This window comes from Streptomyces sp. NPDC044061 (assembly GCF_056434305.1).
Genome location: NZ_JBWKFL010000003.1, coordinates 233,977 through 256,959 on the forward strand (window position 1 = coordinate 233,977; position 22,983 = coordinate 256,959).

The window sequence follows — 22,983 nt, forward strand, 5'->3', positions numbered from 1 at the left end:
GGGTGCTAGAGGGGGGGGAAGAAGGGGGGTTGACTGCGATAACGGACAATGGGTTGGCTTTGGGGATGGGCGTTTGGTCTTTTGGGGCGCGCGCCCCGGTCCGCGCACCGGTGCGCGGACGGCGTACGGCGCCGGTGGGAGCCTGCGCCGGGTAGGCCTGCGGCGGGTGGTAGGGCCCGTCGGGCTGCTCGGCCCGACGCTCCCCGGGCAGCGGGGACGCCGGCCGCCCGTCGGCCGGGCCTGGCTGGGTCTGCGGACCGCGGGTGTCCGTCACAGTTCCCCCCTGGGATCCATGCGTTGCGGGCGAGGACGAGTCGGCCTTGCCCGCCTCGATCTTGCGCAGTTGGGTCGTGTGCGGGTCCGCCGCACGCGCGGCGGAGCCACGGCCGCCGCCGTCCGTTTCCGTACCCGGTGGGGTACCGGCCGATCCGGCGCCCGTGGCTCCGCTCACGATGACTCACTCCTCGTGCTACTCCGCCGAGGGCGCCTCACCCTCGTCCGTGCCGGTGCTCGCGGCACTCTCGGCGGCCTCGTCGACGGCGTCCTCGCCGTCGACCTCCTCCGCCTCGCGTCCCGCCTCGGCGTTACGTGCGATACCGACCACGGCATCGCGCTTGCCCAGGTTGATCAGTTGGACGCCCATGGTGTCACGGCCCGTCTCCCTGACCTCGTTGACTCGCGTACGAATCACACCGCCGGACAGGGTGATGGCGAGGATCTCGTCGTTCTCCTCGACAACCAGCGCGCCGACGAGGGAGCCGCGGTCCTCCACGATCTTGGCGGCCTTGATGCCGAGGCCGCCGCGACCCTGGACGCGGTACTCGTCGACGGCGGTCCGCTTCGCGTACCCACCGTCCGTCGCAGTGAACACGAACGTACCGGTTCGAACGACATTCATCGAGAGAAGCTCGTCGCCCTCGCGGAAACTCATGCCCTTGACGCCCGAGGTGGCGCGGCCCATCGGACGCAGGGTGTCGTCCGAGGCCGTGAACCTGATCGACTGCGCCTTCTTGCTGATCAGAAGCAGATCGTCATCGGCCGAGACGAGTTCGGCGCCGATCAGTTCGTCGTCGGTTCCGTCCTCGCGCTCGCGCAGATTGATCGCGATGACACCGCCGGAGCGGGGCGAATCGTAATCCTTCAGAGGCGTCTTCTTCACCAGACCGGACTTGGTGCCCAGGACCAGGTAAGGCGCCGCCTCGTAGTCGCGGATCGCGAGGATCTCGGCGATCGCCTCGTCCGGCTGGAAGGCGAGCAGGTTCGCCACGTGCTGACCGCGCGCCTCGCGGCCGGCCTCGGGCAGTTCGTACGCCTTCGCCCGGTACACCCGGCCCTTGTTGGTGAAGAACAGCAGCCAGTGGTGCGTGGTGGAGACGAAGAAGTGGTCGACGATGTCGTCTTCCTTCAGCTTCGTGCCCCGCACGCCCTTGCCGCCGCGCTTCTGCGCCCGGTAGTCGTCCGTCTTCGTCCGCTTGACGTAGCCGCCGCGCGAGACGGTGACGACGATGTCCTCCTCGGCGATCAGGTCCTCGATGGACATGTCGCCCTCGTACGGGATCAGCTTGGTCTTGCGGTCGTCGCCGTACTTCTCGACGATCGCGGCCAGCTCCTCGCTGACGATCCCGCGCTGACGGACCGGGGAGGCGAGGATCTGGTTGTACTCGTTGATCTTCGCCTGGAGTTCGTCGTGCTCCTGGACGATCTTCTGGCGCTCCAGGGCGGCCAGCCGGCGCAGCTGCATCTCGAGGATGGCGTTGGCCTGGATCTCGTCGATCTCCAGGAGGCCCATCAGGCCGCCGCGCGCGATCTCGACGGTCTCACTGCGCCGGATCAGCGCGATGACCTCGTCGATGGCGTCCAGGGCCTTCAGCAGACCGCGCAGGATGTGGGCGCGCTCCTCGGCCTTGCGCAGCCGGAACCGGGTCCGGCGGACGATGACCTCGATCTGGTGCGTCACCCAGTGACGGATGAACGCGTCCAGCGACAGCGTGCGCGGCACGCCGTCCACCAGCGCCAGCATGTTGGCGCCGAAGTTCGTCTGCAGGTCGGTGTGCTTGTACAGGTTGTTCAGGACGACCTTGGCGACCGCGTCCCGCTTGAGGACGATCACCAGGCGCTGGCCGGTACGGGAGGAGGTCTCGTCGCGGACGTCCGCGATGCCGCCGATCTTGCCGTCCTTCACCAGGTCGGCGATCTTCTGCGCCAGGTTGTCCGGGTTCACCTGGTACGGCAGCTCGGTGACCACCAGGCACTGGCGGCCCTGGATCTCCTCGACCTCGACCACCGCGCGCATCGTGATGGAGCCGCGGCCGGTGCGGTACGCCTCCTCGATGCCCTTGCGGCCCACCACCAGGGCGCCGGTCGGGAAGTCCGGGCCCTTGATGCGCTCCATGAGCGCGTCCAGCAGCTCCTCGTGCGAGGCCTCGGGGTTCTCCAGGTACCACTGGGCACCGGCCGCGACCTCGCGCAGGTTGTGCGGCGGGATGTTGGTCGCCATACCGACCGCGATACCGGCCGAACCGTTGATCAGCAGGTTCGGGAAACGGGCCGGCAGGACGGTCGGCTCCTGGGAGCGGCCGTCGTAGTTGTCCGTGAAGTCGACGGTCTCCTCGTCGATGTCCCGGACCATCTCCATCGACAGCGGCGCGAGCTTGCACTCGGTGTACCGCATCGCCGCCGCCGGGTCGTTGCCCGGGGAGCCGAAGTTGCCGTTGGAGTCCACCAGCGGCATCCGCATCGACCACGGCTGGGCGAGGCGCACCAGGGCGTCGTAGATCGAGGAGTCGCCGTGCGGGTGGTAGTTGCCCATGACGTCGCCGACGACACGGGCGCACTTGTAGAAGCCGCGCTCGGGGCGGTAGCCGCCGTCGTACATGGCGTACAGGACGCGGCGGTGGACGGGCTTGAGTCCGTCTCGGACGTCGGGCAGCGCGCGGGACACGATGACGGACATCGCGTAGTCCAGGTACGAGCGCTGCATCTCCGTCTCGAGCCCGACGGGCTCGACGCGCATCGCGAGTTCGCCGCCCTCTTCGGGGGTGACGGGAGTGTTCTCGTCGGCCATTGCTGGTGAAGATCCTTCCTGGTGCGGTCAGCTGAGACCGACTCAGATGTCGAGGAAGCGGACGTCCTTGGCGTTGCGCTGGATGAACGCGCGGCGGGCCTCGACGTCCTCGCCCATGAGGACCGAGAACAGGTCGTCGGCCTGGGCCGCGTCGTCGAGCGTGACCTGGCCGAGGACCCGGTGCTCCTGGTCCATGGTGGTCACGCGCAGCTCTTCGGCGTTCATCTCGCCGAGACCCTTGAAGCGCTGGATGGAGTCCTCGCGGACGCGCTTGCCGCGCTGCCGTCCCATCTCGATCAGCGCGTCGCGCTCGCGGTCCGAGTACGCGTACTCCGTGTCGTCCCGGCCCCACTTGATCTTGTACAGCGGCGGACGGGAGAGGTACACGTGCCCGGCCTCCACCAGCGGCCGCATGAAGCGGAACAGGAAGGTCAGCAGCAGGGTGCTGATGTGCTGCCCGTCGACGTCGGCGTCCGCCATCAGGATGATCTTGTGATAGCGGAGCTTCTCGATGTCGAAGTCCTCGTGCACACCCGTGCCGAACGCGGAGATCAGCGCCTGGATCTCCTGGTTCTGCAGGATCTTGTCGATCCGGGCCTTCTCGACGTTGAGGATCTTGCCGCGGATCGGGAGGATCGCCTGGTACTGCGGGTTGCGGCCGGACTTGGCCGAGCCGCCGGCCGAGTCACCCTCGACGATGAAGATCTCGCACTTGGTGGGGTCGTTGGACTGGCAGTCCGACAGCTTGCCCGGCAGGGACGCGCTCTCCAGCAGGCCCTTGCGTCGGGTCAGGTCGCGGGCCTTGCGGGCCGCCACGCGCGCGGTGGCCGCCTGGATGCCCTTGCGGACGATGTCCGCGGCCTCGACCGGGTTGCGGTCCAGCCAGTCGTTGAGGTGCTCGTAGACCGCCTTCTGCACGAAGGTCTTGGCCTCCGTGTTGCCCAGCTTGGTCTTCGTCTGGCCCTCGAACTGCGGCTCGCTCAGCTTGACCGAGATGATCGCGGTCAGACCTTCACGGATGTCGTCACCGGTGAGGTTGTCGTCCTTCTCGCGCAGCAGCTTCTTGTCGCGCGCGTACTTGTTGATCAGTGAGGTCAGCGCGGCACGGAAGCCCTCTTCGTGGGTACCGCCCTCGTGGGTGTGGATGATGTTCGCGAAGGAGTACACGCCCTCGCTGTAGCCGCTGTTCCACTGCATCGCGACCTCGAGGGACAGGCTCTTGTCCCTGTCCTCCGCCTCCAGGTCGATCACCGAGGGGTGAACGGCCTCTCCCTTGCGGGAGTTGAGATACTTCACGAAGTCGACGATGCCGCCCTCGTAGTGGTACGTGACCGACTTGACCTCGGCCTTCTCGTCCGCACCCGCCTCGTCCGCCCCGCTGGTGGCCTTCGCCGACTCGCGCTCGTCGGTGAGCCTGATCGTCAGGCCCTTGTTCAGGAACGCCATCTCCTGGAAGCGCCGCGAGAGCGTCTCGAAGGAGTACTCGGTGGTCTCGAAGATGTCCGGGTCGGCCCAGAAGGTCACCGACGTGCCGGTCTGCTCGATCGCCTCGTGCTTGGCGAGCGGAGCCGTCGGGACGCCCATCTTGTAGTCCTGCGTCCAGCGGTGGCCGTCCGTCCTGACCTCGACGGAGACCTTCGACGACAGGGCGTTCACGACGGAGACACCGACACCGTGCAGACCGCCGGAGACGGCGTAGCCGCCGCCGCCGAACTTGCCGCCCGCGTGCAGCACGGTGAGCACGACCTCGACGGCCGGCTTGCCCTCGGAGGGCACGATGCCCACCGGGATGCCACGTCCGTTGTCGACGACGCGCACGCCGCCGTCGGGCAGGATCGTCACGTCGATGGTGTCGGCGTAACCGGCCAGCGCCTCGTCGACCGAGTTGTCGACGACCTCGTACACCAGGTGGTGCAGACCGCGCTCACCGGTGGAACCGATGTACATACCGGGTCGCTTGCGGACCGCGTCCAGCCCTTCGAGCACGGTGATGGCGCTGGCGTCGTAGGAGGCGGAGGCCGCGCCGGATGCTGCGGCCTCGCCGGTCACGCCGGCGTCGGTGGACGGGATGTTCTCGTTGGGGTTGCCGGAATCGGCCACGAAGCGCCCTTTCTGGCACAGCACGAGCCGGGCTCGTCGGCAGGTTGCCGGAGCGGCTGCGGCATGTTGCGTTGGTAAGCCTTGATCAGCGTTGCTCAGCTTTTCCCGGGCGGTCCCCACGTTGGGGCGGGATTGTCTTCCAGTCTACCGGTAGCGCCGACATCGATGGGGGTTTGCCGGTACCTGAGTCCCCATGTGCCGCCCTCAACCGGTCTCGGCCGGGTCCCGATATCTGGAAGGGGGCTCCAAGCGGCTCACAGCGGCACTCAGCGCTTCGGCCCGTCAACCCTTTGCTACTGGGGGGTCAGCTCGTGATCCACACCTGTGGACAGGGGTGCGACGAGGACGCGGCGACGACGTGCGCCGGCCCCGTGACGTGAGGTACGTCACCCATAGGTGTCGCCGGGGCCGGTGCTCCCCGGAGCGCGCAGCGGGCCGTAGCGGCGGGCGGGGCCACCTGGGCCGTTGACCTTGATCAGCCGGACCGTGCCGTGGCCGAGGTCATCGTTGAGCCGGGCGACCAGGGCCGGGGCGAGCAGCCGCAGCTGGGTCGCCCACGCCGTCGAGTCGCAGGACACGGAGAGCACGCGCTCGTCCTCGTCGTACCGCTGCGGCACACAGTGCCTGGCCAGGTCCTCGCCGACGATCTGCGGCCAGCGGCCCATGACGCCGCCCACCGCGGCCGGGGCCTCCCAGCCGCGCTCGCTGATCAGCCGGTTGATCGCGGCACCGAGCGCCATCGGGTCGCGGCCGTCGGCGCGCGCGCCGGAGCGCAGACCGCCGCCGCGCCGCGCCTGCTTCTTCTGCCGCGCGGCGTCCCCACGCGCGCGTGCCTGCTCCTTCGCGGCGCGCAACGCCACGCGCGCGAGGTCGACACCGGAGGGTTCCCGGGGCTTGTCGGGAGTGGGTTCGTCGGTGCTCATACGCGCTCCACCGTCCCGTCGGCCACCGCGTACCGGGCGCCGACCAGTACATCCGGTACGTCGTCGTCCACTGCGGCGGTGACCAGCACCTGCTCTCCGGGCGCGACCAGTTCGGCCAGCCGCTCCCGGCGGCGGGCGTCCAGTTCGGCGAAGACGTCGTCGAGGATCAGCACCGGCTCGTTGCCCTCCGCGCGCAGCAGGTCGTACGAGGCGAGGCGCAGCGCGAGGGCGTAGGACCAGGACTCGCCGTGCGAGGCGTAGCCCTTGGCGGGCAGCTGACCGAGTTTGAGAACCAGATCGTCCCGGTGCGGGCCCACGAGGGTGACGCCCCGCTCGATCTCCTGCTTGCGCGCCTCTGTGAGAGCCGTCGTCAGCTGGGTGTAGAGGTCCTCGCGCGTGTGCGCCTCGCCGGGCGCGGACGGCCGGTACTCCAGCGCGACCGGGCCGCCGCCCGGTGCCAGCTGCTCGTACGCCTTGTCGGCCAACGGCTGCAGCGCGGCGATGAGATCGAGGCGCTGGGCGAGCAGTTCGGCGCCCGCGCGCGCGAGGTGCTGGTCCCACACGTCGAGGGTGGACAGGTCCATGGACCGCCCGCCGTGCCGCCGTGCGAGCGCGGCGGTCTTCAGGAGCGTGTTGCGCTGCTTGAGCACCCGTTCGTAGTCGGAGCGCACGCCCGCCATGCGCGGCGAGCGCGCGGTGATCAGCTCGTCCAGGAACCGGCGCCGCTCGCCCGGGTCGCCCTTCACCAGGGCGAGGTCCTCGGGCGCGAACAGCACGGTCCGTACGATCCCCAGCACGTCCCTCGGCCTGACCTGCGAGGACCGGTTGATACGGGCGCGGTTGGCCCGGCCGGGGTTCAGCTCGAGCTCGACCAGTTGCTGCCGCTCGCCCTGCCTGACCTGCGCGCGGATGACGGCGCGCTCGGCGCCCATGCGGACCAGGGGGGCATCGGAGGCGACCCGGTGGCTGCCGAGGGTGGCGAGGTAGCCCACCGCCTCGACCAGGTTGGTCTTGCCCTGGCCGTTGGGGCCGACGAAGGCGGTGACGCCCGGGTCGAGCGGGACCTCGACCCGGACGTACGAGCGGAAGTCGGCCAGCGAAAGATGCGTGACGTGCATGGTCGTTCGCCGACCTCCCCCGGGGTTGTGGATCGCGGGGCGACCCTGTGGATTACTTCTTCTCTACGGCGTGGCCGCCGAACTGGTTGCGCAGCGCGGCGATCATCTTCATCTGCGGCGAGTCCTCCTGGCGGGAGGCGAACCGCGCGAACAGCGACGCGGTGATCGCCGGCAGCGGCACCGCGTTGTCGATGGCGGCTTCCACAGTCCAGCGTCCCTCACCGGAGTCCTGTGCATAACCGCGCAGACCGTCCAGGTGCTCGTCGTCCTCGAGGGCGTTCACCGCGAGGTCGAGCAGCCAGGAGCGGATGACGGTGCCCTCCTGCCAGGAGCGGAAGACCTCGCGGACGTTCTCCACGGAGTCGACCTTCTCCAGCAGCTCCCACCCCTCGGCATAGGCCTGCATCATCGCGTACTCGATGCCGTTGTGGACCATCTTCGCGAAGTGGCCCGCACCGACCTTGCCGGCGTGCACCGAGCCGAAGTCGCCCTGCGGCTTGAGCGCGTCGAAGACCGGCTGCACCTTGGCGACGTTCTCCGCGTCGCCGCCGTACATCAGCGCGTACCCGTTCTCCAGGCCCCAGACGCCGCCGGAGACACCGCAGTCGACGAAACCTATGCCCTTGGCGGCCAGCTCCCCGGCGTGCCTCTCGTCGTCCGTCCAGCGGGAGTTGCCGCCGTCCACGACCACGTCGCCGGGCTCCAGCAGCTCGGCGAGCTGGTCGATCGTGGTCTGGGTGGGCTCGCCGGCCGGGACCATCACCCAGACCACGCGCGGACCGCTGAGCTTGCCCACAAGCTCTTCCAGGCTGTGGACATCCGCGAGGTCCGCGTTGCGGTCGTATCCGAGGACGGTGTGGCCCGCGCGGCGGATCCGCTCGCGCATGTTGCCGCCCATCTTGCCGAGGCCGACGAGACCGAGCTCCATCAGTTGTGTTCCTTAGGTCGCTGTGTGGCGTGTGGGGCGTGATCGCACCCGCGTCCGAGCCTAGACCCGGACGGTCACGCACAGCTGTGGGCATACGCGCTCATACGTAGCCCCTCACCTGCGGGTTCTTCCACAGGCCGGGGATGTTCTCCACCGGCCTGTGGACGACTTCCGGCCGCTCAGCCGCTCAGCCGCACCGGCATGATCAGGTACTTGTAGGCCTCGTCCGCCTCGGCGTCCACCGCCGGCTTGCCGCTGAGCAGTGCGGGCTTGGTGGACGTGGTGAACGACAGCTGGGCCACCGGGGAGTCGATGGCGCTCAGGCCGTCCAGCAGGAACGTCGGGTTGAAGGCGATCGAGATGTCGTCGCCCTCCAGCTGGGCGTCGACCCTTTCCACAGCCTGTGCGTCGTCGCTGGAACCGGCCTCCAGGATCAGCACGCCCTGCTCGAAGCTCAGCCGCACCGGGGTGTTGCGCTCGGCGACCAGGGCCACACGCTTGACGGCCTCCACGAAGGGGGCGGTCTCGATCACGGCGACGGAGTTGAACTCGGTCGGGAACAGCGTGCGGTACTTCGGCAGGTCGCCCTCGAGCAGCCGCGTCGTCGTGCGACGGCCGGCGCCCTCGAAACCGATCAGGCCCTCGCCCGCGCCCGAGCCCGACAGCGCGAGGATGACGCTGTCGCCGCTGGTCAGCGCCTTGGCGGTGTCCTGGAGCGTCTTGGCGGGCACCAGGGCGACCGCGGAGACGTCCGGGTTCTCCGGCTTCCACAGGAACTCGCGGACCGCGAAGCGGTAGCGGTCGGTGGAGGCCAGGGTGACGGTGTCGCCCTCGATCTCGATGCGCACACCGGTGAGCACCGGGAGCGTGTCGTCACGGCCGGCGGCGATGGCCACCTGGGAGACGGCGGCGGCGAAGACCTCACCGGGGACGGTGCCCGTCGCGTTCGGCATCTGCGGCAGCGCCGGGTACTCCTCCACAGGCAGGGTGTGGAGTGTGAACCGCGAGGAGCCGCAGACCACGGTCGCCCGTACACCGTCTGTGGAAATCTCCACCGGGCGGTTGGGGAGGGCACGGGAGATGTCGGCGAGCAGGCGGCCGGAGACCAGGACCGTGCCGTCCTCCTCGACCTCGGCCTCGACGCTCACCTTCGCGGAGACCTCGTAGTCGAAGCTCGACAGGCTCAGCTGGCCGTCCTCGGCCTTCAGCAGCAGGCCGGCGAGGACAGGCGCCGGCGGACGGGCCGGGAGGCTGCGTGCAGCCCACGCCACTGCCTCCGCGAGTACGTCGCGTTCCACCCGGATCTTCACCGTAAGCCGCCTCCTGCTGTTGCTACTGAGTCCTCCGACTCGGTGTCACCGCCCACTGCGAAGGGAAGGACACCGGGGACCAGTCTGACGCACCGCACTGACAGTAGGTGCCTGTCGGGGTCAAGTCGCTCAGAGGGGCAGCCGAGCTCGAGACGGCGAGTTGTGCACAGGCCCCGCTTCGAAGCGGATTCCCAGCTCTCTCTAGTCGGGAGTAGTAGTAGGGCCTGTGGATACCGTGGATAACCACGTTTGCCCAGCTCAGAGCGGGAATTTTGTCCACTGGCCCTGTGGGTGGAGACGGTGGACAACCGGGGCTCTCTGTGGAGAACGGAAAGTTCTGCACACACCGCCCACAGACCGAGGGCAGTTCTCCCCAGCTGTGTCCCCAGGTTTACCCACGTTTCCCACACCCCAATCCGGCACCTTCGTGTGACGGCTTTCACTCGACGCGGTGAGCGGGTGCGTCGGGTTGCCGAACAGTGGACAGCCATGTGGAGAAGCGGCTGATCGCTGGGGACAACCGGCCCCAGCCTGTGGGCTTCCCGTGGACAACTTCGTGCACAGCCTGTGGATCCTCGCTTCGTCCACAGTCTGTGGAGATCGTTCGTCCACGAATCCACAGGCTGCTGAGCTGGACGGACGCCGCTTCCCCAGGCTCCCTGTGGACACGGTTCGGGACAACTTCCCAGTCCCCAGGATGTGGACGCAAGAAAGTCGGCGAATCTGTGGAGAGTGGCCGTAACCAGGCACTTAATCGAACACGGGATGGCCGGCGGAGGACGCTCCACAGGTTGTGTCGCCGTCGAGCGCAGAGGCCCATGGGTGCCCGGCGACCGTCTCGCGTTGCCGTGGGAACCGGGGGAACCCCCAAAAACCCTGGAAATCCCGGAAGCCGGGGAGGGCCGTGGAAAGCCCGAGGGCTCCCCCGGGATCTCGTCCCGGGGGAGCCCTCAGAGCGGTCGTACGGCCGCGTCAGCCGTTCTTGATGCGGTTCGTCAGCTCCGTCACCTGGTTGTAGATCGAGCGCCGCTCGGCCATCAGCGCGCGGATCTTGCGGTCGGCGTGCATGACGGTCGTGTGGTCGCGGCCGCCGAACTGCGCGCCGATCTTCGGCAGCGACAGGTCGGTCAGCTCCCGGCACAGGTACATGGCGATCTGCCGGGCGGTGACCAGCGCGCGGCCGCGCGAGGTGCCGCACAGGTCCTCCACCGTCAGCCCGAAGTAGTCGGCGGTGGCCGCCATGATGGCCGTCGCCGTGATCTCGGGGGCGGAGTCCTCGCCGCCGGGGATCAGGTCCTTCAGGACGATCTCGGTCAGGCCCAGGTCCACCGGCTGCCGGTTGAGCGAGGCGAAGGCCGTCACCCGGATCAGCGCGCCCTCCAGCTCACGGATGTTCCGCGAGATCCGGGAGGCGATGAACTCCAGTACCTCCGGCGGGGCGTTGAGCTGCTCCTGCACCGCCTTCTTCCGCAGGATCGCGATGCGCGTCTCGAGTTCGGGCGGCTGGACGTCGGTGATCAGACCCCACTCGAAACGGTTCCGCAGCCGGTCCTCCAGGGTGACCAGCTGCTTGGGCGGCCGGTCCGAGGACAGCACGATCTGCTTGTTGGCGTTGTGGAGCGTGTTGAAGGTGTGGAAGAACTCCTCCTGCGTCGACTCCTTGTCCGCGAGGAACTGGATGTCGTCCACGAGCAGGATGTCCATCTCGCGGTAGCGCTTGCGGAAGCTGTCGCCCTTGCCGTCGCGGATGGAGTTGATGAACTCGTTGGTGAACTCCTCCGAGCTCACGTACCGCACGCGCGTGCCCGGGTAGAGGCTGCGCGCGTAGTGCCCGATCGCGTGCAGCAGATGCGTCTTGCCGAGGCCCGACTCCCCATAGATGAAGAGGGGGTTGTACGCCTTCGCGGGCGCCTCGGCGACGGCCACCGCGGCCGCGTGCGCGAACCGGTTGGAGGCGCCGATGACGAACGTGTCGAAGAGGTACTTCGGGTTGAGCCGCGCGGTCGGTTCACCGGGGCCGCTCGCCGGCGCGGGCTGCGCGGCCAGCGGACCGGGCGCACCGGGCGCACCGCTCCCGCCCGCCGACGGCAGATCGGGGCGGCCCGGGCCGCCCCGGTGCACCGGGCCGACGCCGGACGGCTGCTCGGGCAGCTCACGGCGGACCGGATCGCGCTGGTCGTACTCGGCGCGGCCGGAGTCGAAGTCCGGGCGCTTGTAGTCGGGGCGCTTGTAGTCGGGGCGGTCGTACTCGGGGCGGTCGTACTCGCCGCGCTGCGGTTCGTACGACGGCCGCTCCATGCCCTGCGGGCGGTAGTCCTGCGACGGCGATCCGTAGGTGTCCTGCCCGGACGAGCCGTAGGCGTCCTGCGGTGGCGAGGCGTAGGGGTCGCGCTCGGGGAAGCCGAGGCGCGGCTGCTGCCAGCCGTACTCGTCCTGCGCGGGCCGCGGCCAGGCGCCGGGTTCGGGCCGCTGGTACTCGGACGGATAGGCGGGGCGGGCGGTCGGCAGCTGGTCCCCACGGGACGGCGGCTCGCTGCCCGGGAGCGGCTCGGCACGGTGCCGGCCGTAACCCTCGTACGGCCCCGACGGCAGCTCCGGCTCCTCGTAGCGCGGCTGCGGCTGGGCGGGGGGTGCCTGCGGGGCCGGCGGCTCGCCCGCGGAGTCGTCCACGGTGATCGCGATGCGGATGGGGCGGCCGCACTCGCGGCTCAGGGTCTCGCTGACGATCGGCGCGAGACGGCCCTCCAGTACGCCCTTCGCGAATTCGTTCGGTACGGCGAGCAGGGCGGTGTCCGCGACCAGCGCGAGGGGCTGGCAGCGTCGGATCCAGTGCTCGTCCTTCGCCTCGACACCCTGTCCGCGGCCCTCTCCGAGGAGCTGCTCCAGTACTCGTGGCCACACTGCGGCAAGATCGGCAGGTACGTCAGCCACAGGGCACGCTCTCTCACAGGTCCCACGAACGTGTGGTTGTGGGACGGGTCGGGATGGAATCCGGGTGGATGGGTGGGGCAATCCCCACTCGGGCGGGGACAAGGGAACGAATCGGAGTCCAGCCACGGTAGTCAGCGCGGCGGGTACGGTTCAAGTTGTTGTCCCCAGCCTGTGGATAGTGTCTCCCGGTGACCCCTGGTTTGACCGGATGGCGTAGCCCCGCGTACCGTAACCAGGTCGAGTTGTCGATGGCTGCTGCCGCCTGCCTCCGATGGGCACAGATCACTTGCAGGTGATCGGGAAGCGGTGCACTCGGGCGTGACGCGAGCTACTCGTGGGCGCACGGTGACAGCCAGGACGGCACCCCGCCACTACCGATTTCTTCTGGAGCCCCCGAGTGAGCAAGCGCACCTTCCAGCCGAACAACCGTCGTCGCGCGAAGACCCACGGCTTCCGCCTGCGGATGCGTACCCGTGCCGGCCGCGCGATTCTCGCGAACCGTCGCAGCAAGGGTCGCGCCAGCCTGTCCGCCTGATCTGATCAGGTCATGACGTCGTGCTGCCTACCGAGCATCGGCTGAGGCGGCGCGAGGACTTCGCGACCGCGGTACGACGGGGTCGTCGGGCAGGCCGTCCGACCCTCGTCGTCCACCTTCGTAGCGGTGCCACGGACCCGCACGCGCCTGGGGAGAGCGCTCCCCCGACGCGTGCGGGTTTCGTCGTGAGCAAGGCTGTGGGTGGCGCGGTCGTGCGCAACCAAGTGAAGCGCAGACTGCGCCATCTGATGCGTGACCGAGTCGCCCTGTTTCCCCCCGGTAGCCTGGTAGTCGTACGAGCGCTGCCCGGAGCGGGCGACGCAGACCACGCACAGCTGGCCCGAGACCTGGATGCCGCCGTCCAGCGGCTACTGGGAGGGGGCGCGCGATGAAGTACCCGCTACTGGCTCTGATCAAGCTGTACCAGTGGACGATCAGTCCACTGCTGGGGCCGGTCTGCAAGTACTACCCGTCGTGCTCCCACTACGGCTACACGGCCATCGACCGGCACGGTGCGATCAAGGGCACGGCGCTCACCGCCTGGCGCATCCTCCGGTGCAATCCGTGGTCGCTCGGCGGTGTGGACCATGTTCCGCCGCGCAAGCGCCCGCGGTGGCACGAACTGCTGCGCGACGCATGGCGCGCACGCAAGGGCGGGACCTCCGCCGCCGAACCGGCCATCGAGGAGAAGCCTCCTTCCGAGCTTCCTTCGAGCCCGGCCGCAGAGACCTCGTCCCATGCCCAAGGAGCATGATTAGTGGACACGATTGCCAGCCTCTTCAGCTTCATCACGACACCCGTTTCCTGGGTCATCGTCCAGTTCCACACGGTGTACGGCACCATCTTCGGTCCTGACACCGGCTGGGCCTGGGGCCTGTCCATCGTGTCTCTGGTGATCCTGATCCGCATTTGCCTGATCCCGCTCTTCGTGAAGCAGATCAAGGCGACCCGGGCCATGCAGACGCTCCAGCCCGAGATGAAGAAGATCCAGGAGCGCTACAAGAACGACAAGCAGCGTCAGTCCGAAGAGATGATGAAGCTGTACAAGGAGTCGGGTACCAACCCGCTCTCCTCGTGCCTTCCCATCCTGGCGCAGTCGCCGTTCTTCTTCGCCCTGTACCACGTGCTCAACGGCATCGCGTCGGGCCAGACCATCGGCGTGATCAACGAGTCGCTGCTCGAGAGCGCCCGTAAGGCGCACATCTTCGGGGCCCCGCTCGCCGCGAAGTTCAAGGACAGCGCCGACACGATCCACGCGCTGGGTGCCTCGGTCATGGACGTCCGGGTCGTGACCGTGGTCATGATCGTCATGATGTCGGCGTCGCAGTTCTACACGCAGCGCCAGCTGATGACGAAGAACGTCGACACGACGGTGAAGACGCCGTTCATGCAGCAGCAGAAGATGCTGATGTACGTCTTCCCGATCATGTTCGCCGTCTTCGGTATCAACTTCCCGGTCGGTGTCCTCGTCTACTGGCTGACCACCAACGTGTGGACCATGGGCCAGCAGATGTACGTCATCCACAACAACCCGACCCCGGGTTCCAAGGCTCAGGCCGCCTACCTGGAGCGTCTCGCCAAGCACGTCACGCACCACGGCAAGGTCCGTCGCCGGAGCGAGAAGACCATCGTCAAGGCGATCGTCGCCAAGGGCCGTGACCGCAACGAGTTCGAGCGCAAGTTCATCAACGCCCTGACCAAGGTCGGCCTCGCGGCCCAGACCGACGGCACCGTGGTGAAGAGCTCGGCCCAGGCGGCCGCGGCGGAGACCGAGGACGGTGTGACCACCACCACGGCCACCGCCGCCCGGCGCCAGCAGCCCAAGCGTCAGACCAAGGCCCAGCGCCAGTCCGGGTCCAAGCCGGTGGGTGAGACCACCTCGCTGGAGAAGTCCGACGAACCGCAGGACGACGCCAAGCCCGCCGCCGCCAAGCAGGACCAGAAGCCTGGCTCCGGCACCCGCAGCAAGGCCCAGTCCGGGCAGCGCAAGGGTGGCCCGCAGCGGCCCAAGTCCCCGTCCAAGAAGTAAGAAGGAGCCCATCCCGTGACGGAAGGCACCACCTCCGCCGCTGCCGAGGGTGCAGACACCCTGACCCGCCTGGAGCAGGAGGGTGAGATCGCGGCGGACTACCTGGAGGGTCTGCTGGACATCGCCGACCTCGACGGCGACATCGACATGGACGTCGAGGCCGACCGCGCCTCCGTGTCGATCATCAGTGACAGCGGCAGCCGGGACCTGCAGAAGCTGGTCGGCCGGGACGGCGAGGTGCTGGAGGCACTGCAGGAGCTGACGCGCCTGGCCGTGCACCGGGAAACCGGCGACCGCAGCCGGCTCATGCTGGACGTCGCGGGCTACCGGGCCAAGAAGCGCGCCGAGCTGTCCGAGCTGGGCGCCAAGGCCGCCGCCGAGGTCAAGAGCTCCGGCGAGCCCGTGAAGCTCAAGCCCATGACCCCGTTCGAGCGCAAGGTCGTGCACGACGCGATCAAGGCCGCCGGACTGCACAGCGAGTCCGAGGGCGAGGAGCCGCAGCGCTTCGTCGTCGTACTTCCCGCCTGATCGGCTCCCCCCGTTTCACCGGCCCCGTCTGTTGAGCAGACGGGGCCGAACTTTGTCAGCCTGGTAGTTCTGGTGGCCGGTGCGCGAAGCACTGGCGCTGTACGGAAGGACGGTCCCCGTGACGGAGGCAGCGGAGCTTCCCCCCGCGCCCGAGCAGGCGCGGGAAGTGTTTGGTGATCGCTTCGACGATGCGGTGCGCTACGCGGAGCTGCTCGCCGAGGCCGGCGTGCAGCGCGGCCTGATCGGCCCACGTGAAGTGCCCCGGCTGTGGGAGCGGCACCTGCTGAACTGCGCGGTCCTCTCGGAGGCGGTCCCCGAGGGCGTCACGGTGTGCGACGTCGGCTCGGGCGCCGGTCTGCCAGGCATTCCGCTGGCCCTGGTCCGGGACGACCTGAACATCACCCTGCTGGAGCCCCTGCTGCGGCGCACCACCTTCCTCACCGAGGTCGTCGAGCTGCTGGGCCTGAACCACGTCACCGTCGTCCGGGGCCGGGCCGAGGAGGTCATGGGCAAGCTGCCGCCCGTGCATGTGGTGACCGCCCGTGCCGTGGCCCCGCTGGACCGCCTGGCCGCCTGGGGCATTCCGCTGCTGCGCCCCTACGGCGAGATGCTCGCGCTCAAGGGGGACACCGCCGAGGAGGAGCTGAAATCGGCGGCCACCGCGCTCAGCAAGCTCGGGGCGGTGTCGACGTCCATCCTGCATGTGGGTGAGGGCGTCGTGGACCCCGCGTCCACCGTCGTACGGGTCGAGGTGGGCGAGAGCCCGGGAGGTGTGCGCTTCGCGGCCAAGCGGGCCAAGGCGGCCCGGACGGGGCGGGCGCGGCGCCGCCGCTGACCCGCGGGAATCGACGGCCCTGATCCGTCCTGACGACGAGACGTACTCCACACAAGCTGCCAAACCCGCACAAGCCGGAGTGTCGCGAAGGTCCGGTCGCCGTTGCTGTGCATCGTGTTTCACGTGAAACGTCGCTCACTGCTGCACGGCATCATCAGTCGGGGCCGCGCTGCGGCCGAACCTCGCGACCGAAGGCCTCTCGGTTCACTCGGAGAGGTACCGGAGTTGTCCACAGAGGTGGATTTCTCCACAGAACACCAGGCCTCACTGGTTCACGACCCCGAAGACATGGGAGGCTCTGTTCATTGCGAGCCTGAAGTCGAGGAGAGTGAATCCTTGCGGTCCGACGCCAACATCGCGGGACCGATGACCGATCCGGTCCCCGGTCCCCGTACCGAATCGATGGGGGCGGATGTTTCACGTGAAACACCGCCCCCGATGGACGACACTCCCATCGGTCGTGCTGCCCAACTGGCGGTGGAGGCCCTGGGCCGCGCCGGCGAAGGCCTGCCGCGGCCGGAGCGGACCCGAGTCATCGTGGTCGCCAACCAGAAGGGCGGCGTGGGCAAGACGACGACCACCGTCAACCTTGCCGCTTCGCTGGCTCTGCACGGCGGCCGTGTCCTCGTGATCGACCTTGACCCGCAGGGCAACGCCTCCACGGCGCTGGGAATCGACCACCACGCCGAAGTTCCATCCATCTATGACGTGTTGGTGGAGAGCAAGCCTCTCGCCGAGGTCGTCCAGGCCGTCCCGGATGTCGAAGGCCTCTTCTGCGCCCCCGCCACCATCGATCTTGCCGGTGCGGAGATCGAGCTGGTGTCCCTGGTGGCCCGGGAGAGCCGGCTCGAGCGCGCGATCCAGGCCTACGAGCAGCCGTTGGACTACATCCTCATCGACTGCCCGCCGTCGCTCGGCCTGTTGACGGTCAACGCGCTCGTCGCGGGCCAGGAGGTCCTCATCCCCATCCAGTGCGAGTACTACGCGCTGGAGGGCCTGGGCCAGTTGCTGCGCAACGTCGACCTGGTGCGAGGGCACCTCAACCCCACGCTCCATGTGTCGACCATCCTGCTCACCATGTACGACGGCCGGACGCGTCTCGCCTCGCAGGTCGCGGACGAGGTGCGCACCCACTTCGGTGACGAGGTCCTGCGGACGAGCATCCCCCGCTCTGTCCGTATCTCCGAGGCACCGAGTTACGGGCAGACGGTGCTGACCTACGATCCTGGATCGAGCGGTGCCCTCTCGTATCTTGAGGCGGCCCGAGAAATCGCGCTGAAGGGCATCGGCATCAGCTACGACGCGAGCCAGGCCCATATCGGCGCCCAGAGCGATCCGAGCATGGTGGAGGGGATCCAGTGAGTGAGCGACGAAGGGGGCTGGGCCGTGGTCTCGGCGCCCTGATCCCGGCCGCCCCGACCGAGAAGAACCCGGCTCCGGCCGCGATGGGGAGTGGAGCGTCCACATCCCCGGCAGCGGTCCCGGTGCTGACGACCGACCGAGGGGTGGCCGCGGCGAAGGTGGCGACGCTGCCGCCTGTTTCACATGAAACCGAGGAGCCTGCGGCGAGCCCTGTCGCGGAGACCCCCGCGGCTCCGGTGGGGGCCCACTTCGCCGAGCTCCCCCTCGACTCCATCACGCCGAACCCGCGCCAGCCGCGTGAGGTCTTCGACGAGGACGCGCTCCAGGAGCTGGTCACCTCCATCACGGAGGTCGGTCTCCTCCAGCCCGTCGTCGTACGACAGCTGGGCCCCGCCCGCTACGAACTGATCATGGGTGAGCGCCGCTGGCGGGCCTGCCGTGAGGCCGGTCTCGAGGCCATCCCCGCGATCGTCCGGGCCACTGATGACGAGAAGCTCCTCCTGGACGCCCTGCTGGAGAACCTGCACCGGGCGCAGCTGAACCCGCTGGAAGAGGCGGCCGCCTACGATCAGCTGCTGAAGGACTTCAACTGCACGCACGACCAGCTGGCGGACCGCATCGGGCGTTCCCGGCCGCAGGTCTCCAACACCCTGCGGCTGCTGAAGCTGTCGCCGGCGGTCCAGCGCAGGGTCGCCGCCGGAGTCCTCTCCGCCGGGCATGCCCGGGCCCTGCTGTCCGTCGAGGACTCGGAGGAGCAGGACCGGCTGGCCCACCGCATCGTGGCCGAGGGGCTGTCCGTGCGGGCCGTCGAGGAGATCGTGACCCTGATGGGTTCGCGGCCCCAGACGAGCCAGCGGTCCAAGGGCCCGCGCGCCGGTGCCCGGGTCTCGCCGGCGCTGACCGACCTCGCCACCCGCCTCTCGGACCGCTTCGAGACACGGGTGAAGGTCGACCTCGGGCAGAAGAAGGGCAAGATCACCGTCGAGTTCGCCTCCATGGAGGATCTCGAGCGGATCCTCGGCACACTCGCCCCGGGCGAAGGGCCGGTCCTGACGGGCCTCCAGGAGGGCGAGACCGAGGATCAGGAGGACTGATCCTCGGGTCGGCCCGCCGGAGATGATGCCGGAGAGCGGACCGTGTCCGGTGTGTACCGGAACGCGGTCCGCTCTTTGCTTTGAGGCGGTATCGAGGGAATCGCATCGTGGCTACGATGCCAAGGGGTATGGCGCATCCACCTGGCAGATCTCTGAGTGGGGAGACGGGGGCATGCGATCGATGAGCCGCACCGGACTGGTGAGCGCGGGTCTGGGTCTCGGGGCGGTCGGCGGTTTCGTCGGCAGCCTGATCAGGGAACGGAGCGCTCTGACAGCCGCTCGCGACGCCGCGGGCGAAGGAAGCGAGGAACAGCCTTCATGGGGCGCCGGCTCGTACCGCTCACGCTGGACAACCTTCAGGACCTTCCCAAGCGCTGCCGCTCGTGCGTCTTCTGGGAGCTGGATCCCGTCAGCGGCGAAGCAGCCGTAAAGGCGGGAAACGCAGCTCTGGAGAAGGAGTCCTGGATCTCCGCCGTCCTGCTGGACTGGGGGTCGTGCGGCCGGGTGGTCTACGTCGATGACGTCCCCGTGGGTTTCGTGCTCTACGCGCCGCCGGCCTACGTCCCCCACTCCTCGGCGTTCCCCACCAGTCCGGTCTCACCGGACGCCGTCCAGCTCATCACGGCGTTCATCATGCCCGGATATCAAGGACAGGGGCTGGGCCGGGTGATGGTCCAGACGGTCGCCAAGGATCTGCTGCGCCGAGGCTTCAAGGCGATCGAAGCGTTCGGCGACGCCCGTTGGAAGGAGCCCGCCTGTCTGCTGCCCGCCGACCATCTCCTCGCCGTGGGCTTCAAGACGGTCCGGCAGCACCATAGGCACCCGCGTCTTCGTCTGGAGCTGCGTTCGACACTCTCCTGGAAGGAAGACGTGGAGCTGGCCCTCGACCGGCTTCTGGGAGCCGTTCAGAAGGAACCGGCGCTGCGACCGCTGTAGTGGGTCGGCCTCGACTACAGGGCCTCATGCGAATGGGCCAACCCAGTGGGGTTGGCCCATTCGTGTTTCACGTGAAACATGTGCCGCCCGCTCGACGGCACCGCCCGACTGCTTACTCGGCGATGAACTCTTCGAGGTCGCGAACGATGGCGGCCTTCGGCTTGGCGCCGACGATCGTCTTGGCGACCTCGCCGCCCTGGTAGACGTTCAGGGTCGGGATGGACATGACGCCGTACTTGGCGGCCGTACCCGGGTTCTCGTCGATGTTGAGCTTGACGATCTCGATCTTGTCGCCGTGCTCGGCGGCGATCGCCTCGAGCGACGGGGCGATCTGGCGGCACGGACCGCACCAGGCGGCCCAGAAGTCCACCAGGACGGGCTTGTCGCTCTTGAGGACGTCCTGCTCGAAGGAGTCGTCGGTCACATTCTTCAGGGTGCCGGCCACGGCGGGCTCCTTAACTTGATCGTGCGGTGGGGCGGGGAAAGGGAGGGGTCAGACGGCGGCGGTCTTCTCGGGCTCGGCCTTGTCCTCGTCCGCGAGGGCGGCGAGGAAGCGCTCGGCGTCGAGGGCGGCGGAGCAGCCGGTGCCGGCTGCGGTGATCGCCTGACGGTAGGTGTGGTCGACCACGTCGCCGGCGCCGAAGACACCGGTGACGTTGGTGCGTGTGGACGGGGAGTCGACCTTCAGGTAGCCCTCCTCGTCCAGGTCCAGCTGGCCCTTGAACAGCTCGGTGCGCGGGTCGTGGCCGATCGCGATGAACAGGCCCGTCACCGGCAGCTCCGACAGCTCGCCGGTCTTGATGTTGCGCAGCTTCAGACCGGAGAGCTTCTGCTCGCCCTGGATCTCGGCGACCTCGCTGTCCCAGACGAACTTGATCTTCGGGTCGCCGAAGGCACGCTCCTGCATCGCCTTGGAGGCACGCAGGGTGTTACGGCGGTGGACGATCGTCACCGACTTGGCGAACCGGGAGAGGAAGGTGGCCTCCTCCATCGCGGTGTCACCACCGCCGATCACGGCGATGTCCTGGTCCTTGAAGAAGAACCCGTCACAGGTGGCGCACCACGAGACTCCGCGGCCGGAGAGGGCGTCCTCGTTCGGCAGGCCGAGCTTGCGGTGCTGGGAGCCGGTGGTGACGATGACGGCCTTCGCCTGGTGGACCGTGCCCGCGGTGTCGGTGACGGTCTTGATCTCACCGGCCAGATCGACGGAGACGATGTCGTCCGGGACCAGTTCGGCACCGAAGCGCTCGGCCTGCGCCCGCATGTTGTCCATCAGGTCGGGACCCATGATGCCGTCGCGGAAGCCCGGGAAGTTCTCCACCTCGGTGGTGTTCATCAGCGCACCACCTGCGGTGACAGCACCCTCGAACACCAGGGGCTTCAGCGACGCGCGCGCCGTGTAGAGCGCCGCCGTGTAGCCTGCGGGCCCGGAGCCGATGATGATCACGTTACGGACGTCGCTCACGGCTTGATTCCTCGTCTCTGGTCTGCGTCATTCGACCGTGGGAGCCCCTTTCAGAGCTCTCACCCCACCCAACGGATCCTAAGGGGCGCGCATTCCCGGTGTGTCAGGGCACACGGGGAAGACACACGGTACGGATGACCGCGCAGGCCGAGACGAATCCCTGTCCGTTTTCAGGAGCGAGGGAAGGACTGCTCGAGCAGAACCTTGCCCGCGGTGACGGGCTTCTGACCGACGCAGTCCGCGTCGACCACATAGGCCGTGACCGTGGTCCTGTCGTTGGGGTCGGCCAGCACGACGAGATAGGCGCTCTTCCCGGCATACGTGCCTGTCTTGGCACCGAGGATGCCGTCGCTGCGGCTGATCGCCTGCCGGACGCAGTCCGGAACCGAAGGCTGGGTCTGGATGAGGGTGTTCGCGCTCTGGGTCGACGCGGGGCTGTTCTGCCCGGACTCGGGGTTCGAGTGTGACCGCTGGTCGTCGGAGCCCTGTCCCTTCTGCTTCGTGGCGAGCAGATCCTTCACCTGGCTCTGGACGCTGTTCCCGGAGAAGGCGCTGGGAGTCGGTTTGCCGTGAGCCGTGGTGTCGGAGCCACCGTTGCCGAGCGACTGCAGCACGAGGGACCCGGCCCCCAGGACGGCGGCCGTGAGGACGGCACCCAGAATGACGGTCCCCCGTCGCCGTCCGCGCTCGCGACCCTTGCGTCCCGGACCGGTCGCCCCCTGAGGTCGGCCGACGGGTCGGTCCGCAGGGACCGATGTTTCACGTGAAACACGACTGCGAGTGCCCCCGTCAGGGGGGTCTTCGGACCCGGAGACCAGGACAGGGGCGTCCAGGGCCTCAAGCGCGGTCGAGGTCAGCAGCGCTTCGGCGGCGAGGGCGGCATCGATGCGCCCGGCGACGTCGGCCGGCATACGCGGCGTGCCGGGCACGGTACCCAGAAGGCCCCGGATCTCCTCCAGCGATGCCTGGACGTCCGCACACAGCTCACAGCCCTGGAGATGACGCCGTACCTCGGCGCTCCGGTCCGGCGGGAGGAGGCCTTCGGTGAGGTCGGAGATCTCGGCGACGTCCGGGTGCCCGGCCGTGTCTGTCGAAGTCACGCTCGCCCACCTCCGCCCTTCACTACGGCTGAATCGCTCGGCCCGGTGTCTCCTGGGCCTCCGGACGGAGACCCCGTTGTCGGTGGGACGGATGTCCCCTGCACCCGGTTCCGTCCCGGCCCGGGTTCTTTTTCGTCACCGCCGGCTCCGGGCCGCAGATGGGTGAGCAGCGGAAGAAGCCTCGCTCTGCCTCGGGCGCACCGGCTCTTCACCGTGCCGGTTGGCACGTCCAGGATCCGAGCGGCCTCGGCGACGGGGTAACCCTGCATGTCCACGAGCACCAGAGCAGCGCGCTGCTCGTACGGAAGCGTGCCGAGCGCCTCGAGGAGCTGCCGGTGCACATCGTTCCGCTCAGCGGGGGCGGAAGCCGACTCGTGCGGCTCCAGCAGCTGCTCGAGCCGCTCGGTGTCGTCGACCGGAGCGGTCTTCCGGGAGGCAGCCTTGCGGGCACGGTCCAGGCAGGCGTTCACGGTGATCCGGTGCAACCAGGTGGTGACGGCCGACTGCCCCCGGAAGGTGTGGGCAGCCCGGTAGGCCGACACCAGGGCGTCCTGAACGGCGTCAGCGGCCTCCTCCCGGTCCCCCAGCGTCCGCAGCGCCACGGCCCAGAGCCGATCCCGATGCCGCCGCACGATCTCACCGAAGGCATCGGGGTCGCCTTCCACGTGGCGGGCGAGCAGGTCCTGGTCGCTCACTCCGTCGTATCCGGCGCCCTCTGCCATCTG

General features: G+C 68.6%; 20 protein-coding genes and 1 pseudogene. 9 read left to right on the forward strand and 12 right to left on the reverse strand.

Going from position 1 to position 22,983, the window contains the following annotated elements:
• The 8 genes and pseudogenes from AC07CM_RS05910 to dnaA form a co-directional block, all read right to left on the reverse strand.
• Positions 1-343, reverse strand: a pseudogene (locus tag AC07CM_RS05910) (DUF3566 domain-containing protein); the annotation flags it as partial.
• Positions 344-469: 126 nt separating this feature from the next.
• On the reverse strand, positions 470-3,064 hold the full coding sequence (gene gyrA / locus AC07CM_RS05915; RefSeq protein ID WP_478875103.1) for a DNA gyrase subunit A: 2,595 nt from the start codon (positions 3,062-3,064) through the stop codon (positions 470-472).
• 42 nt (positions 3,065-3,106) lie between these two features.
• Positions 3,107-5,164 (reverse strand): DNA topoisomerase (ATP-hydrolyzing) subunit B, encoded by a 2,058-nt coding sequence (gyrB, locus tag AC07CM_RS05920; protein WP_478875104.1) that lies wholly within the window; start codon positions 5,162-5,164, stop codon positions 3,107-3,109.
• Positions 5,165-5,550: 386 nt separating this feature from the next.
• Positions 5,551-6,087 (reverse strand): DciA family protein, encoded by a 537-nt coding sequence (locus AC07CM_RS05925; protein WP_478875105.1) that lies wholly within the window; start codon positions 6,085-6,087, stop codon positions 5,551-5,553.
• Positions 6,084-7,205 carry a DNA replication/repair protein RecF gene (gene recF, locus AC07CM_RS05930; RefSeq protein ID WP_478875106.1) on the reverse strand — a complete coding sequence of 374 codons (1,122 nt, stop codon included), beginning with the start codon at positions 7,203-7,205 and terminating at the stop codon, positions 6,084-6,086. The genes AC07CM_RS05925 and recF overlap by 4 nt, the downstream gene beginning before the upstream one ends.
• Before the next feature lie 52 nt (positions 7,206-7,257).
• Positions 7,258-8,133, reverse strand: a complete 876-nt coding sequence (gene gnd / locus AC07CM_RS05935) for a phosphogluconate dehydrogenase (NAD(+)-dependent, decarboxylating) (protein WP_478875107.1) — start codon at positions 8,131-8,133, stop codon at positions 7,258-7,260.
• Positions 8,134-8,312: 179 nt separating this feature from the next.
• Positions 8,313-9,443 (reverse strand): DNA polymerase III subunit beta, encoded by a 1,131-nt coding sequence (gene dnaN, locus AC07CM_RS05940; RefSeq protein WP_478875108.1) that lies wholly within the window; start codon positions 9,441-9,443, stop codon positions 8,313-8,315.
• 972 nt (positions 9,444-10,415) lie between these two features.
• Positions 10,416-12,374 carry a chromosomal replication initiator protein DnaA gene (gene dnaA / locus AC07CM_RS05945; RefSeq protein ID WP_478875109.1) on the reverse strand — a complete coding sequence of 653 codons (1,959 nt, stop codon included), beginning with the start codon at positions 12,372-12,374 and terminating at the stop codon, positions 10,416-10,418.
• A gap of 397 nt (positions 12,375-12,771) precedes the next feature.
• Between dnaA and rpmH the strand changes: the two genes are divergently transcribed.
• The 9 genes from rpmH to AC07CM_RS05990 all read left to right on the forward strand — a co-directional run bounded on the left by rpmH (position 12,772) and on the right by AC07CM_RS05990 (position 19,693).
• Entirely contained in the window at positions 12,772-12,909 is a 138-nt protein-coding gene (gene rpmH / locus AC07CM_RS05950) for a 50S ribosomal protein L34 (protein ID WP_005482975.1), read from the forward strand.
• Between the two features lie 20 nt (positions 12,910-12,929).
• Positions 12,930-13,301: a ribonuclease P protein component gene (rnpA, locus tag AC07CM_RS05955; RefSeq protein ID WP_020941105.1), complete on the forward strand. Its 372-nt coding sequence runs from the start codon at positions 12,930-12,932 to the stop codon at positions 13,299-13,301.
• Positions 13,298-13,663 (forward strand): membrane protein insertion efficiency factor YidD, encoded by a 366-nt coding sequence (gene yidD, locus AC07CM_RS05960; RefSeq protein ID WP_478875110.1) that lies wholly within the window; start codon positions 13,298-13,300, stop codon positions 13,661-13,663. The genes rnpA and yidD overlap by 4 nt, the downstream gene beginning before the upstream one ends.
• Positions 13,664-13,666: 3 nt before the next feature.
• Entirely contained in the window at positions 13,667-14,938 is a 1,272-nt protein-coding gene (yidC, locus tag AC07CM_RS05965) for a membrane protein insertase YidC (RefSeq protein WP_478875111.1), read from the forward strand.
• Positions 14,939-14,953: 15 nt separating this feature from the next.
• Positions 14,954-15,466, forward strand: coding sequence for a Jag family protein (locus AC07CM_RS05970; protein WP_478875112.1), 513 nt, complete (start codon positions 14,954-14,956; stop codon positions 15,464-15,466).
• Between the two features lie 118 nt (positions 15,467-15,584).
• Positions 15,585-16,301, forward strand: coding sequence for a 16S rRNA (guanine(527)-N(7))-methyltransferase RsmG (gene rsmG / locus AC07CM_RS05975; RefSeq protein WP_478875113.1), 717 nt, complete (start codon positions 15,585-15,587; stop codon positions 16,299-16,301).
• A 288-nt stretch (positions 16,302-16,589) separates the two neighbouring features.
• Positions 16,590-17,663 (forward strand): ParA family protein, encoded by a 1,074-nt coding sequence (locus tag AC07CM_RS05980; protein WP_478875327.1) that lies wholly within the window; start codon positions 16,590-16,592, stop codon positions 17,661-17,663.
• Positions 17,660-18,757, forward strand: a complete 1,098-nt coding sequence (locus AC07CM_RS05985) for a ParB/RepB/Spo0J family partition protein (protein ID WP_478875114.1) — start codon at positions 17,660-17,662, stop codon at positions 18,755-18,757. Before AC07CM_RS05980 ends, AC07CM_RS05985 begins: the two co-directional genes overlap by 4 nt.
• Positions 18,758-19,075: 318 nt before the next feature.
• Positions 19,076-19,693: a GNAT family N-acetyltransferase gene (locus AC07CM_RS05990; RefSeq protein WP_478875115.1), complete on the forward strand. Its 618-nt coding sequence runs from the start codon at positions 19,076-19,078 to the stop codon at positions 19,691-19,693.
• A gap of 112 nt (positions 19,694-19,805) precedes the next feature.
• Here the strand turns inward: AC07CM_RS05990 and trxA are convergent, their stop codons facing one another.
• The 4 genes from trxA to sigM all read right to left on the reverse strand — a co-directional run bounded on the left by trxA (position 19,806) and on the right by sigM (position 22,980).
• Positions 19,806-20,138 carry a thioredoxin gene (gene trxA / locus AC07CM_RS05995; protein ID WP_467053305.1) on the reverse strand — a complete coding sequence of 111 codons (333 nt, stop codon included), beginning with the start codon at positions 20,136-20,138 and terminating at the stop codon, positions 19,806-19,808.
• A 48-nt stretch (positions 20,139-20,186) separates the two neighbouring features.
• Positions 20,187-21,158 (reverse strand): thioredoxin-disulfide reductase, encoded by a 972-nt coding sequence (trxB, locus tag AC07CM_RS06000; RefSeq protein ID WP_478875116.1) that lies wholly within the window; start codon positions 21,156-21,158, stop codon positions 20,187-20,189.
• Positions 21,159-21,328: 170 nt separating this feature from the next.
• Positions 21,329-22,258, reverse strand: coding sequence for an anti-sigma factor family protein (locus AC07CM_RS06005; protein ID WP_478875117.1), 930 nt, complete (start codon positions 22,256-22,258; stop codon positions 21,329-21,331).
• A complete protein-coding gene (gene sigM, locus AC07CM_RS06010) occupies positions 22,255-22,980 on the reverse strand; it encodes an RNA polymerase sigma factor SigM (protein WP_478875118.1) in 726 nt (241 codons plus the stop codon). The genes AC07CM_RS06005 and sigM overlap by 4 nt, the downstream gene beginning before the upstream one ends.
• Positions 22,981-22,983 lie beyond the last annotated feature (3 nt).

Excerpts from the sequence above, each read along its gene's own strand:
- gyrA (WP_478875103.1), bottom strand. The coding sequence starts at position 3,064 with ATGGCCGACGAGAACACTCCCGTCACCCCCGAAGAGGGCGGCGAACTC.
- AC07CM_RS05925 (WP_478875105.1), bottom strand. The coding sequence starts at position 6,087 with ATGAGCACCGACGAACCCACTCCCGACAAGCCCCGGGAACCCTCCGGT.
- recF (WP_478875106.1), bottom strand. The coding sequence starts at position 7,205 with ATGCACGTCACGCATCTTTCGCTGGCCGACTTCCGCTCGTACGTCCGG.
- gnd (WP_478875107.1), bottom strand. The coding sequence starts at position 8,133 with ATGGAGCTCGGTCTCGTCGGCCTCGGCAAGATGGGCGGCAACATGCGC.
- yidD (WP_478875110.1), top strand. The coding sequence starts at position 13,298 with ATGAAGTACCCGCTACTGGCTCTGATCAAGCTGTACCAGTGGACGATC.
- AC07CM_RS05980 (WP_478875327.1), top strand. The coding sequence starts at position 16,590 with ATGGGAGGCTCTGTTCATTGCGAGCCTGAAGTCGAGGAGAGTGAATCC.
- AC07CM_RS05990 (WP_478875115.1), top strand. The coding sequence starts at position 19,076 with ATGGGGCGCCGGCTCGTACCGCTCACGCTGGACAACCTTCAGGACCTT.
- sigM (WP_478875118.1), bottom strand. The coding sequence starts at position 22,980 with ATGGCAGAGGGCGCCGGATACGACGGAGTGAGCGACCAGGACCTGCTC.